We start from the raw sequence: 13,456 nt of genomic DNA on the forward strand, positions 1-13,456 counted from the left end.
GGGAGCGAGTACGTGTTCACTCAGGGCTGCAAACATCCATTCCCCCCGTGTTGTTCCGTATCCTGTGCCCGCGCATTTTCTGTGAGTTCGCTCAACAGCAGCGCGAGCACGGCCTGAACGCTGTCACGACGGATCCGGTCACGATCCCCCGCCAGCGCCAGCCGTCGTACTGATTCCTGGCCGTCCGGGCCCTGGACGGCCACGTAGACGGTGCCCACCGGCTGCCCGTCCTGCGGATCGGGCCCGGCCACGCCGGTGGTCGCGATGCCCCAGTCGGCACCGAGCACCCGCCGCACCCCGCGCGCCATCTGCCGCGCGACCTCGCCGTCCACGGCCCCGCGCGCGGCCAGCAGCGCGCCGTCCACACCGAGCAGCTCCCGCTTGACGTCCGTGGCGTACGCCGTGACCGCCCCGCGCACCACCCGTGAGGCCCCGGGGACGCCGGTCAGCTCGCCGGCCACCAGCCCGCCGGTCAGCGACTCGGCCACCGCCAGGCTCTGACCGCGCCCGGCGAGCACCTCCAGTGCCCCGGCCGCCGCAGAACCCGGCGCGCTCACCGGGCGTCGGTCCTCTCGGCGGTTCCGGCCCGCTCGGCGCGCTCCCGGGCCAGCCCGGCCCGCCGCAGCACCACCGCCTGCCGGACGTAGTCGAGCCCGGTCACCACGGTCAGCACCACCGCCACCGCCATCACCCACCAGCGGAAGGTGGCCAGCGGCCCGCTCAGCACCAGGACGTACATGCCCACGGCGGTGCCCTGCGCCAATGTCTTGATCTTGCCGCCGCGACTGGCCGGAATCACTCCGTGCTTGATCACCCAGAACCGCATCAGCGTGATGCCGAGCTCCCGGAAGAGGATCACGCCGGTGACCCACCAGGACAGGTCCCCCAGCCCCGACAGACAGATCAGCGCGGCCCCCATGATCGCCTTGTCCGCGATCGGGTCGGCGATCTTGCCGAAGTCGGTGACCAGGTTGTACGTGCGCGCCAGATGCCCGTCGAAGACATCGGTGATCATGGCGATGGCGAAGGCCGCCCAGGCGAACGACCGCCAGGCCGGGCTCGTCCCGCCGTCGTGCACCAGCAGCAGCACGAACGCCGGCACCAGCACCAGCCGCAGCATCGTCAGGACATTGGCGATGTTCCACAGCCCGGCCTGCCGGACGGCCGGCGCGGTGCGCGGCCCCCCGGCGGCGGAAGCCGAGGCTCCGCTCATCTGCCCGCCTCCTCGCTACACCCCGTACCGTCCACCGACAGCACCTCCGCCACGAGGTCCACGCCCTCGCTCGCGACCACCTTTGCTTCGACCATACGACCGGGACGCAGGTCCTGGTCGGTCGTGAGCAGCGTGACCCCGTCGGTCTCCGGCGCCTGGTGCGCGGCCCGCCCGACGATCCCGTCGTCCTCGTCGTCGACCCGGTCCACCAGCACCCGGACGGTCTCCCCGACCCGCTCGGCCGCCCGCTGCGCGGTCAGCTCCTCGGCGAGCCGGGACACCCGCGCCAGCCGCTCGGCGACCACCTCGGGGTCGACCTTGTCGTCGTAGCCGGCGGCCTCGGTGCCGTCCTCGTCGGAGTAGCCGAAGACGCCGATGGCATCCAGCCGGGCCTCGCCCAGGAAGCGCTCCAGCTCCGCCAGGTCGCTCTCCGACTCGCCGGGGAAGCCGACGATGAAGTTGGAGCGGGCGCCGGCCTGGGGCGCCTTGCCGCGGATGGTCTCCAGCAGTTCCAGGAAGCGGTCGGTGTCGCCGAACCGCCGCATCGCGCGCAGCACCCCCGGCGCGGAGTGCTGGAACGACAGGTCGAAGTAGGGGGCCACCTTGTCGGTGCCGGTCAGCACGTCGATCAGGCCGGGCCGCATCTCGGCGGGCTGCAGGTAGCTGACCCGGATCCGCTCGATGCCGTCGACCGCCGCCAGCTCCGGCAGCAGCGTCTCCAGCAGCCGGATGTCGCCCAGGTCCTTGCCGTAGGACGTGTTGTTCTCGGAGACCAGCATGATCTCCTTCACGCCCTGCTCGGCCAGCCAGCGTGTCTCGCCCAGCACGTCCGAGGGACGGCGGGAGATGAACGAGCCGCGGAAGGACGGGATCGCGCAGAACGAGCAGCGCCGGTCGCAGCCCGAGGCCAGCTTCACCGAGGCCACCGGGTCGTTGCCCAGCCGGCGGCGGAGCGGCGCCCGCGGCCCGGAGGCCGGCGCGACGCCCACGGGCAGGTCCTGGGGCGGGGCCGCCGGCTCGTCGGCACCGGACTGGGAGTGGCCGGGCAGCGCGACGCCGGCGGCGTCCTGGCGCTCGGCCGGGCTGATCGGCAGCAGCTTGCGGCGGTCGCGCGGGGTGTGCGAGGCGTGGACGCCCCCGCTGAGGATGGTCTGGAGCCGATCGGAGATGTCGGCGTAGTCGTCGAACCCGAGCACCCCGTCCGCCTCGGGCAGCGCCTCGGCGAGCTCCTTGCCGTAGCGCTCGGCCATGCAGCCGACGGCGACGACGGCCTGGGTGCGGCCATGATCCTTCAGATCGTTGGCCTCCAGCAGGGCGTCGACGGAGTCCTTCTTGGCGGCCTCGACGAAGCCGCAGGTGTTGACGACGGCGACGTCCGCGTCGGTGGCGTCCTCGACGAGCTCCCAGCCGTCCGCTGCCAAGCGGCCTGCGAGCTCCTCCGAGTCCACCTCGTTACGGGCGCAGCCAAGGGTGACAAGGGCGACGGTGCGGCGTTCGGGCATGGTGCTCAGCCTACTTCGTCCCGGACACCCCCATGGCGCGCAGGTCTCCGCCGCCCGTCCCCGGGGGCCTGGGACGGGCGGCGGAGACCTTCCGGACACGGCTCCTCAGCCGGCCTGCGGGTCTCCCGGCGTGTAGCTCAGCCGCTCCACGGAGCCCTCGTCGCCGACCTTCTTGACCTCCTTGCCGTTGACGTACAGCTGTACGGCGCCGGCGTTGCCGACGACGAGGTCGATCCGCTTCTTGTCGGTGAACGTCTTCGACTCCCCCTGCTTGAGCAGCCCGTCCTGCAGGAGTTTGCCGTCGGCGTCCTTGGCGGAGACCCAGCTCTGCCCGTCCTTGGCGGTCACCTTGATCGTGACCTTGTCCTTGGGCAGTCCGGCGATGGCGCTGTCGGAGGGTGCCGGCTGGGCCGGCTGGGGGGCTCGGGGGTGGATGGTGCGGGCCGGGCCCGGCTTGTCGGCCTTGGCGGTGTCGGAGGCGATCGGGGTGCCCTCGTGCTTGCTGCCGCTGCTGAAGAACGTGAAGCCGGCGAAGCCGATGACGGCGACGATGGCCGCGACCATCGCGGCGGTCCAGTTGGGGCGGCGGGGTTCCGATCGGATCCGCTCCGCCTCGAAGAGCGGGGCGGCGACGGTCGGGGAGGGCCGGCCGCCGTGCTCGGCGTCGTAGCGTTCGATCAGGGGTTGGGGGTCCAGGGAGACGGCACGGGCGAGCGTGCGGATGTGTCCGCGCGCATAGACGTCGCCGCCGCAGCGCGAGAAGTCGTCCTGCTCGATCGACTGCACGATGGGAATCCGCACCCGCGTCGCCGTACTGACCTCTTCGACGGTCAGTCCCGCGCCGATGCGGGCCTGCTGGAGGACACGACCGACCGACGGCCGGTCGGGACCGGCGGAAGGCCGGTCCTCTTCAGGAGAGTTGGGGGAGTTGCCGATGGACACGGGGGCGCCTTTCGAGCGTGTAGCCACCTGCTGGAAGTTCAGTCTAGGGGTGTTGCGAAAGGGTCGGGCAAGCGGGAGAGCCGGGTTTGTACGCCATCAGAACGCCCCGCGGCGCTGCCTCGGGGCCGGAGGCCGCAGGGGCCTCCTCCGCCTCCCTCAACTTGACGTACGGCCAAGGAAAACGGTTGCCTCCGCGCACGGACAACGCGGTCCGCACGTACGTGCTACTGAAGAGCCTCCCCCCGGATGACCGCCAGCACTCCGTCCAATTCATCGGGCTTGACCAATACGTCGCGCGCCTTGGAGCCCTCGCTCGGCCCGACGATGTTCCGGGACTCCATGAGGTCCATCAGCCGCCCAGCCTTCGCGAATCCCACCCGCAGCTTGCGCTGGAGCATCGACGTCGATCCGAACTGGGTGGACACCACCAGCTCCGCCGCCTGACACAGCAGGTCGAGGTCGTCGCCGATGTCCTCGTCGATCTCCTTCTTCTGCTTGGTGCCCACCGTGACGTCGTCCCGGAAGACGGGCGTCATCTGGTCCTTGCAGTGCTGGACGACGGCGGCCACCTCCTCCTCGGTGACGAACGCGCCCTGCATCCGGACCGGCTTGTTCGCGCCCATCGGCAGGAACAGCCCGTCGCCCTTGCCGATCAGCTTCTCGGCACCCGGCTGGTCCAGGATGACCCGGCTGTCGGCCAGCGAGGAGGTCGCGAACGCCAGCCGGGACGGCACATTGGCCTTGATCAGGCCGGTGACGACGTCGACCGACGGCCGCTGGGTGGCCAGCACCAGGTGGATGCCGGCCGCGCGGGCCAGCTGCGTGATCCGGACGATGGCGTCCTCGACGTCCCGCGGCGCGACCATCATCAGGTCCGCCAGCTCGTCCACGATCACCAGCAGGTACGGGTACGGCGACAGCTCCCGCTCGCTGCCCTCGGGCGTCTTGAGCTTGCCGGACCGGATGGCCTCGTTGAAGTCGTCGATGTGCCGGTAGCCGAACGCCGCGAGGTCGTCGTAGCGCAGGTCCATCTCCCGCACCACCCACTGCAGCGCCTCGGCGGCCCGCTTGGGGTTGGTGATGATCGGCGTGATCAGGTGCGGAATGCCCTCGTAGGCCGTCAGCTCCACCCGCTTGGGGTCCACCAGCACCATGCGGACGTCCTCGGGGGTGGCCCGCATCATGATCGAGGTGATCAGGCAGTTGATGCAGGACGACTTGCCCGAACCGGTCGCACCGGCGACCAGCACGTGCGGCATCTTCGCGATGTTCGCCATCACATAGCCGCCCTCGACGTCCTTGCCGAGCGCGACCAGCATCGGGTGGTCGTCCCCCGCGGCGTCCGCGAGGCGCAGCACGTCCCCGACGTTGACCATCTCGCGGTCGGTGTTCGGGATCTCGATGCCGACCGCGGACTTGCCGGGGATCGGCGAGATGATCCGCACGTCCGGGGAGGCCACGGCGTAGGCGATGTTCTTGGCCAGGGCCGTGATCTTCTCGACCTTCACCGCGGGGCCGAGCTCGACCTCGTAGCGGGTGACCGTCGGACCGCGGGTGAAGCCGGTGACCGCGGCGTCGACCTTGAACTCGGTGAAGACGTTCGTCAGCGCGTCCACTATGGCGTCGTTGGCGGCGCTGCGGGACTTGCCGGGACCGCCGCGGGTGAGCAGGTCGAGCGACGGCAGGGCATAGGTGATGTCGCCGGCGAGCTGGAGCTGCTCGGCACGCGGCGGCAGGTCGCCGGACGCCTCCGGCGCGGCCTTGGTGAGGTCCGGCACCGACGTCTTGGTGAGATCGGGCACCGAGGGGCGCCGGGCCTCGGGAGCCGGCGTCGCCGCGGGCGGCTCCGCACCGCGGGCCGGCGGCACCGCACCGCTCTGCTCCCCGGTGTCCGCGCCGCGCTCCCGCCGCTCCCCGGAGATGCCGCCGCTGAGCTCGGCGACCAGCGGCGAGGGCTGGACGCCGTGCAGCACCGCGCCGTCCAGCGCGGCGGCGGCCGCGGCGGCCACGTCCACGGCGTCCATCGGCCGGTCTGCGGGCTGCGCCGCGCGCCGCGGCCGACGCCGCTTGGCCAGCGCGGCCTCCTCCAGCACGTCCGGATCGTTGTCCGCCGGGGCGCCGCGCCGCGCCCGGCGGGCCGGCTGCTCGCGCCACTCCGCCGCGTACCCGGTCTCGTCGTCCTCGTACACCGCCCCGGCGGCATCGTCCGACGCCTCCAGCAGGCCGAGCCGGGTGCCGAGCGCCCGGAGCCGCTGCGGGATGGCGTTCACCGGCGTCGCGGTCACCACCAGCAGACCGAAGACGGTCAGCAGCACCAGCAGCGCCACCGCCAGGGTCTGCCCGACGGTGAAGATCAGCGGCTTGGACACCGCCCAGCCGACGTAGCCACCGGCGTCCTGTATGGCGGCCAGCCCGTCACCCCGCCCCGGGGATCCGCAGGCCATCGCCACCTGTCCGAGCACGCCGACCACCAGCGCCGAGAGCCCGATGATGATCCGTCCGTTGGCCTCCGGCCGCTCCGGATGCCGGATGAGCCGGATCGCGATGCCGCCGAGCAGTATCGGGACGACCAGGTCGAGCCGCCCGAACGCGCCGGTGACCAGCAGCTCGACGAGGTTGCCGACCGGACCGGAGAGGTTGGACCAGGTGCCGGCCGCGATGACCAGCGCCAGGCCCAGGAGCAGCAGCGCCAACCCGTCCTTGCGGTGCGCCGGGTCGAGGTTCTTGGCGCCGCGGCCGAAGCCGCGGAACACCGCCCCGATGGCGTGCGCGGTGCCGAGCCAGCAGGCGCGCGCGAGGCGGTAGACGCCGCCGGTCGGCGACGGCGCCGGCTTCGGCGCCGCCTTCTTGGCCGGCGCCCGCTTCGCCGGGGCCTTCTTGGCGGCCGGGGCCTTCTTGGCCGGCGGCCGCTTCGCGGGCGCCTTCTTGGCGGCGGTCTTCTTCGCGGCGCCCCCGGACTGTCCGGCGCGCGGCTTCGAGGGGCCCGCCGTGCGCTGGGTTCCCTTGCCGGACGTACGTGAGGCCATGCCGACGAGATTACAGGCGCCGGCCTGCGTGGCACGAGCGCACGGCGCTTCACCCATTCGTGTCGCGCACCGGGCTCATGAATGGCCGTCAGACGGCCTCTTACGCCCCGTCAGCCGGTCGGCGCCCCGGCACCGGGCTCCAGGGCGTCCAGCGCCCGTCGCAGGCCGGTCAGCTTGCGCTCCAGGTGCGCGGCGGTCGCCACCGCCGCGGCGTCCGCGGACTCGTCGAGCTGTTTGGAGAGCGCCTCGGCCTGCTCCTCGACCGCGGCCAGCCGCGCGGAGAGCTCGGCGAGCAGCCCGGGGGACTCCTTGGCCTCGCCGACGCTCTGCCGGCCGCCGTCCAGTTGCAGCCTCAGCAGCGCGGCCTGCTCGCGCAGTTGGCAGTTCTTCATGTACAGGTCGACGAAGACCGAGACCTTGGCGCGCAGCACCCACGGGTCGAACGGCTTGGAGATGTAGTCGACCGCGCCGGCCGCGTAGCCACGGAAGGTGTGGTGCGGGCCGTGGTTGATCGCGGTGAGGAAGATGATCGGGATGTCGCGGGTGCGCTCCCGCCGCTTGATGTGCGCGGCGGTCTCGAAGCCGTCCATCCCCGGCATCTGCACATCGAGCAGGATCACCGCGAAGTCGTCGGTGAGCAGTGCTTTGAGCGCTTCCTCCCCGGACGATGCCCGCACCAGTGTCTGATCGAGCGCGGAGAGGATCGCCTCCAGCGCCAGCAGATTCTCCGGCCGGTCATCGACCAGGAGGATCTTGGCCTTCTGCACCATGGCCCGTCCTCCTCGCCCCGGCATCGAACCGGACGCCGCCCCAGGGGACGACTCCGTCACGCCGCCCGTCCTTGTGCCGGTCATGGTAGCTGCACCCCGCCTGTCGCCACACCCTGTCACCGCGATGTCACTGTGCACGTAGCAGAAACGCAGCGAGAGACGAGAAGGTTCCCCGAATCCCGCGGTTCCACACGTCCACGGCCACACTGAGTCAGCACGCGATGATCCTCTTCCGGCTCCCATACTGGACGCCCGGGGGACGGCCCGTCACCTCTGGCGCATCCAGTGCTCCATGACCGACAACAGATGATCGGTGTCCACCGGCTTGGTCACGTAGTCCGACGCCCCGGAGTCGATGCTCTTCTCCCGGTCGCCCTTCATGGCCTTCGCGGTCAGCGCGATGATGGGCAGCCCGGCGAACTGCGGCATCCGCCGGATCGCCGCGGTGGTCGCGTAACCATCCATCTCCGGCATCATGATGTCCATCAGGACCAGCACGATGTCGTCGTGCTGCTCCAGCACCTCGATGCCTTCCCGGCCGTTCTCCGCGTACAGCACCGACAGGCCGTGCTGCTCCAGGACGCTGGTGAGCGCGAAGACGTTGCGGATGTCGTCGTCGACGATCAGCACCTTCTCGCCGTGGAACCCGCCCTCGAAGCCCGGGTCGACCAGGTCCTGGCCGTTGCCGAGCCAGGACTCGTCCACCTGGTGGCCGGACTGCTGCACCGTCGACGGGGACGGATGCGGCGCGCCGACCGCACCGACGACCGGCTGACCCGGCAGCGCGAACCGCCGCGCACCGCCCGAAACCGCCCGCCGGCGGCGCCGGTTGAGGCTCCCGCCGCCCGGCTCGCGCTGCGGCTCCTCGCTCTCCTGGCCGCCGTCCTCGACCTCGCGCGCCTCGGCGTCCAGCGCCAACCCGCCGGCGACCAGCTGCGGGTAGCCCTGCGGCGGCAGTCCGCCCGGGTTGTGCGGCAGGTACAGGGTGAACGTCGAGCCGCGGTTGGGCTCGCTCTGGGCGTGGATCTCGCCGCCCAGCAGGCGGGCGATCTCCCGGCTGATGGACAGGCCCAGACCGGTGCCGCCGTACTTGCGGCTGGTGGTGCCGTCGGCCTGCTTGAACGCCTCGAAGATGACCCGCATCTTGCTCGACGCGATACCGATGCCGGTGTCGGTCACCGAGAAGGCGATCATGGCCGCGTCCGGGTCGCGCAGCGAGCCGTGCTCCAGCAACTGCTCGCGGATGGCCACCGGGACGTCCTCGCCGGCCGGCCGGATCACCAGCTCGACGGCGCCGCTGTCGGTGAACTTCACCGCGTTGGAGAGCAGGTTGCGCAGCACCTGCAGCAGCCGCTGCTCGTCGGTGTGCAGCGTCGCCGGCAGCTCCGGCGAGACCCGCACCGAGAAGTCGAGCCCCTTTTCGGCGGTCAACGGCCGGAAGGTGGCCTCGACGTAGTCGACGAGCTGGACCAGCGCGATCCGGGTCGGGCTGACATCCATCTTGCCGGCCTCGACCTTCGACAGGTCGAGGATGTCGTTGATCAGCTGGAGCAGGTCCGAGCCGGCGCCGTGGATGGTCTCGGAGAACTCCACCTGCTTCGGGGAGAGGTTCCCCTCGGCGTTGTCGGCCAGCAGCTTGGCGAGGATCAGCAGCGAGTTCAGCGGCGTGCGCAGCTCGTGCGACATGTTCGCCAGGAACTCCGACTTGTAGCGCATGGAGACCGCGAGCTGCTCGGCGCGCTCCTCCAGGACCTGCCGCGCCTCCTCGATCTCGGTGTTCTTCACCTCGATGTCGCGGTTCTGCGCCCGCAGCTGCTCGGCCTTCTCCTCCAGTTCGGAGTTGGACAGCTCCAGCGCCTTCTGCCGGCTCTCCAACTCCGCCGAGCGCTCGCGCAGTTGCTCGGTCAGCTCCTGCGACTGGCCCAGCAGCACCTCGGTCTTGGTGTTCACCGAGATGGTGTTGACGCTGGTCGCGATCATCTCGGCGATCTGGCTGAGGAAGTCCTTCTGGATCTGGGTGAAGGGCTGGAAGGATGCCAGCTCGATCACGCCGAGCACCTTGTCCTCGAAGAGCACCGGGAGCACGATGATGTTGGCCGGCGGCGCCTCTCCCAGCCCCGAGGCGATCTTGAGGTAGCCGGAGGGCACGTTCTCCACCAGGATCGTGCGGCCCTCCTCGGCCGCCGTCCCGATCAGCGTCTCCCCCGGCCTGAACGTCGTCGGCATCTCGCCCATGGAGTAGCCGTACGAGCCCATCAGCCGCAGCTCGTACCGGCCGTCGCCGTCGGTGCCGATCTCCTGCACGTCGGGCCGCGCGGCGAGGAAGAACGCGCCGTGCTGCGCGGAGACCGCGGGCGAGAGCTCGCTCATGATGAGCGTGGCCACGTCCTTGAGGTCGCGGCGGCCCTGCATCAGACCGGAGATCCGGGCGAGGTTGCCCTTGAGCCAGTCCTGCTCCTCGTTGGCGAGGGTGGTCTCCCGGAGCGTGGAGATCATGGTGTTGATGTTGTCCTGGAGCTCCAGGATCTCGCCGGCCGCGTCCACGTCGATGCGGACGTTGTGGTCGCCGAGGGTCACCGCGGCGGCGACCGCGGCGATGGCCCGCACCTGCCGGGTGAGGTTCCCGGCCATCTCGTTCACCGACTCCGTCAGGTCCTTCCAGGTGCCGGCCACACCGCGCACCTGCGCCTGACCGCCCAGCTGGCCCTCCGTGCCCACCTCGCGGGCCACCCTGGTGACCTGCTCGGCGAACGACGACAGCTGGTCGACCATCGTGTTGATGGTCGTCTTCAGCGCCAGGATCTCGCCCCGCGCGTCGATGTCGATCTTCTTGGTCAGATCGCCCTTGGCGATGGCGGTGGTGACCATGGCGATGTTGCGGACCTGCCCGGTCAGGTTGTTGGCCATGGAGTTCACCGACTCGGTGAGGTCCTTCCACGTGCCGGCGACGCCGGGCACCCGGGCCTGACCGCCCAGGATGCCGTCGGTGCCCACCTCACGGGCCACCCGGGTCACCTCGTCGGCGAACGACGAGAGCGTGGTCACCATGGTGTTGACGGTGTCGGCCAGCTGCGCGACCTCGCCGCGCGCCTCGACCGTCACCTTCTTCGTCAGGTCGCCGTTGGCGACCGCCGCCGAGACCTGCGAGATGTTCCGCACCTGGATGGTCAGGTTGTTGGCCATCAGGTTGACGTTGTCGCTGAGGTCCTTCCAGATGCCGGTGACGCCCGGAACCCGCGCCTGACCGCCGAGTTGGCCTTCCGTACCGACCTCGCGGGCCACCCTCGTGACCTGCTCGGCGAACGAGGACAGCTGGTCGACCATGGTGTTGACGGTGGTGACCAGTTCGAGGATCTCGCCCTTGGCGTCGACGGTGATCTTCTTGGACAGGTCGCCGCGGGCCACCGCCGTGGTCACCTCGGCGATGTTGCGCACCTGCGACGTCAGGTTGTTCGCCATGAAGTTGACGGACTGGGTGAGGTCCTTCCACGTCCCGCTGACGCCCTGGACCTCGGCCTGGCCGCCCAGGATGCCCTCGGTGCCGACCTCGCGGGCGACCCGGGTGACCTCCTCCGCGAACGAGGAGAGCTGGTCCACCATCGTGTTGAGGGTGTTCTTCAGCTCCAGGATCTCGCCGCGGGCGTCCACGTCGATCTTCTGCGACAGGTCACCGCGCGCGACCGCCGTCGCGACCTGCGCGATGTTGCGGACCTGCGCGGTGAGGTTGCCGGCCATGCCGTTCACCGAGTCGGTCAGGTCGCGCCAGACGCCGGCGACGCCCGGCACCTGCGCCTGCCCGCCGAGCCGGCCCTCGGTGCCGACCTCCCGGGCCACCCGGGTCACCTGCTCGGCGAAGGCGGAGAGCTGATCGACCATCGTGTTGATGGTGTTCTTGAGCTCCAGGATCTCGCCGCGCGCGTCGACATCGATCTTCTGCGACAGGTCGCCGCGCGCCACGGCCGTCGTCACCTGGGCGATCTGCCGCACCTGCGAGGTGAGGTTCCCCGCCATGAAGTTGACGGAGTCGGTCAGTTCCTTCCAGGTGCCGCTGACGCCGTCCACCCGCGCCTGACCGCCCAGCCGGCCCTCCGTGCCCACGTCCCGGGCCATGCGGGTGACCTGGTCCGCGAACGACGACAGCTGGTCCACCATGGTGTTCACGGTGTTCTTCAACTGGAGCATCTCGCCGGAGACGTCGACGGTGACCTTCTGCGACAGGTCGCCGTTGGCCACCGCGGTCGTCACCTGCGCGATGTTGCGCACCTGCCCGGTGAGGTTGCGGAAGGCCGTGTTGACGGAGTCGGTGAGGTCCTTCCAGGTGCCGGCCGCACCCGGTACGGCGGCCTGCCCGCCCAGTTCGCCCTCGACGCCGATCTCCCGCGCCACCCGGGTCACTTCGGAGCCGAACGCCGAGAGCTGGTCCACCATCGTGTTGACGGTGTTCTTCAACTCCAGCATCTCGCCGGCCACATCGACGGTGACCTTCTGCGACAGGTCGCCGTTGGCCACCGCGGTCGTCACCTGCGCGATGTCCCGGACCTGCCCGGTGAGGTTGCGGAAGGCGTTGTTGACGGAGTCGGTGAGGTCCTTCCACGTGCCGGCGGCGCCCGGCACCTGCGCCTGCCCGCCGAGCTGGCCCTCGGCCCCGACCTCGTTCGCGACCCGCGTCACCTCGTCGGCGAAGGTGCGCAGGGTCTCGGTCATCGTGTTGATGGTGTCGGCCAGCTGCGCCACCTCGCCGCGCGCGCTGACCGTGACCTTCTGCGAGAGGTCGCCGTTGGCGACCGCGGTGGTGACCTGGGCGATCCCGCGCACCTGCGCGGTGAGATTGCCCGCCATGAGGTTGACGGAGTCGGTCAGGTCCTTCCACACCCCGGCCACGCCGGGCACCTGGGCCTGGCCGCCCAGCTCGCCCTCCGTGCCCACCTCGCGGGCGACCCGGGTCACCTCGGAGGCGAACGAGGACAGCTGGTCCACCATCGTGTTGACGGTGTTCTTCAGCTCCAGCATCTCGCCGGCGACATGGACGGTCACCTTCCGCGAGAGATCGCCCTTGGCGACGGCCGTGGTGACGAGAGCGATGTCACGCACCTGCGCGGTCAGCCGGGACGCCATGGTGTTGACGGAATCCGTGAGGTCCTTCCACGAACCGGACATCCCTCGCACCCGCGCCTGGCCGCCGAGCTTGCCCTCGGTGCCGACCTCGCTGGCCACCCGGGTGACCTCGTCGGTGAAGGCGGAGAGCTGGTCCACCAGGCCGTTGACGGTCCGGCCGACCTTCAGGAATTCACCCCGCAGGGGATGCTCCGAAGAGCTGTCCGAACTCCGCGACCGCAGGTCCATCCGCTGTTCCAGGTCGCCCTCGGAGACCGCGGAGAGCACCCGCCCCACCTCGGAGACCGGCCGCACCAGGTCGTCGACCAGGGCGTTGGACGCCTCGATGGCCGCGGCCCAGGAGCCCTCGGCCGCGCCGACCTCCAGCCGCTCCGTGAGCTTGCCCTCCCGCCCGACGACCCGGCGCACCCGCGCCAGCTCACCGGTCAGGTGGAGGTTGCGGTCGGCGACCTCGTTGAAGACCGCCGCGATCTCCGACATGACGCCTTCGCCGGAAACCGTGAGCCGCTTGCGGAAGTTCCCGTCCCGCATGGCGACGAGCGCGGCGAGCAGCCGATTCAATGCGGCCGCATCGACCTCAGTCGTCCCATTAGTCCGGGATCGTCCGCCTTTCGCGCGCGTGCTTGCGCCCCGCGCCGCTGCGCCAGACTCCACCGTGTCCCTCCTGCAGGGTCGACTGTTCTCTCCGGGCTCTCTCTTCATGCTTGCCCAGTGTTTCACCATGCCTCAACCAGGCCATAACAGTTCGGCAGCATCGCACACCGTCCCGATGCACGATTGGGGCGAAAGACACGTGACCGGCATCCCCGGGCCCGGCGAAGGTAAGTAACCTGGCATACGGCTTTCCATCCGCCCCGGTATTTCCCTACGGGCGGTGGTGCGAGCACG

The 13,456-nt window shown here is 70.5% G+C and carries 7 protein-coding genes; all 7 read right to left on the reverse strand.

The features are described from left to right. Window positions 1-20: 20 nt before the first annotated feature. The 7 genes from SNOUR_RS12320 to SNOUR_RS12350 all read right to left on the reverse strand — a co-directional run bounded on the left by SNOUR_RS12320 (window position 21) and on the right by SNOUR_RS12350 (window position 13,222). Window positions 21-557 carry a CinA family protein gene (locus SNOUR_RS12320; RefSeq protein ID WP_067346443.1) on the reverse strand — a complete coding sequence of 179 codons (537 nt, stop codon included), beginning with the start codon at window positions 555-557 and terminating at the stop codon, window positions 21-23. After that, window positions 554-1,213 (reverse strand): CDP-diacylglycerol--glycerol-3-phosphate 3-phosphatidyltransferase, encoded by a 660-nt coding sequence (gene pgsA, locus SNOUR_RS12325; RefSeq protein WP_067346444.1) that lies wholly within the window; start codon window positions 1,211-1,213, stop codon window positions 554-556. Before pgsA ends, SNOUR_RS12320 begins: the two co-directional genes overlap by 4 nt. Continuing rightward, on the reverse strand, window positions 1,210-2,715 hold the full coding sequence (gene rimO / locus SNOUR_RS12330; protein WP_067346452.1) for a 30S ribosomal protein S12 methylthiotransferase RimO: 1,506 nt from the start codon (window positions 2,713-2,715) through the stop codon (window positions 1,210-1,212). The genes pgsA and rimO overlap by 4 nt, the downstream gene beginning before the upstream one ends. A gap of 105 nt (window positions 2,716-2,820) precedes the next feature. Further along, complete coding sequence (locus SNOUR_RS12335; protein WP_067346455.1) at window positions 2,821-3,657, reverse strand: helix-turn-helix domain-containing protein; 837 nt, start codon at window positions 3,655-3,657, stop codon at window positions 2,821-2,823. 224 nt (window positions 3,658-3,881) lie between these two features. Then, window positions 3,882-6,683: a DNA translocase FtsK gene (locus tag SNOUR_RS12340; RefSeq protein ID WP_067346458.1), complete on the reverse strand. Its 2,802-nt coding sequence runs from the start codon at window positions 6,681-6,683 to the stop codon at window positions 3,882-3,884. Window positions 6,684-6,793: 110 nt separating this feature from the next. Beyond that, on the reverse strand, window positions 6,794-7,453 hold the full coding sequence (locus SNOUR_RS12345; protein ID WP_067346459.1) for a response regulator: 660 nt from the start codon (window positions 7,451-7,453) through the stop codon (window positions 6,794-6,796). A 267-nt stretch (window positions 7,454-7,720) separates the two neighbouring features. Then, on the reverse strand, window positions 7,721-13,222 hold the full coding sequence (locus SNOUR_RS12350) for a HAMP domain-containing protein (protein WP_079142560.1): 5,502 nt from the start codon (window positions 13,220-13,222) through the stop codon (window positions 7,721-7,723). Window positions 13,223-13,456 lie beyond the last annotated feature (234 nt).

Origin of the sequence: Streptomyces noursei ATCC 11455 (genome assembly GCF_001704275.1) — a bacterium.
Classification (GTDB): domain Bacteria; phylum Actinomycetota; class Actinomycetes; order Streptomycetales; family Streptomycetaceae; genus Streptomyces; species Streptomyces noursei.